We start from the raw sequence: 246 nt of genomic DNA on the forward strand, positions 1-246 counted from the left end.
CAGCTAACTAGGCGTTTAAGACGGATTCCCAACGCTTGGGAGTTTCGGCTCTAGGTTGAGTTTTGTGTTTAAGGTGCAATGGTTTAGGATTGTGGTCGCGTTGCTCACCACTTAACGCAGCGTTATGTGTTTGATGAGTTTTTGAGGTCAAAGCTACGATTTCATTGAGAATTCGTTCCGTGTTTTCGGCAAGTTGGCTTGGTCGAAATGGATTCTTGAACAACCTGAGATTGATCGTTTTTAAGG

1 protein-coding gene is annotated in these 246 nt (G+C 43.9%); it reads right to left on the reverse strand.

The window, feature by feature from the left end:
• Window positions 1–7: 7 nt before the first annotated feature.
• Window positions 8–246, reverse strand: a 239-nt coding sequence (locus EYW48_RS21925; protein WP_277433127.1) for a hypothetical protein, incomplete at its 5' end; no start/stop codon positions are given.

It is taken from the genome of Vibrio sp. 1180_3, assembly GCF_029478545.1.
GTDB lineage: Bacteria > Pseudomonadota > Gammaproteobacteria > Enterobacterales > Vibrionaceae > Vibrio > Vibrio aestuarianus.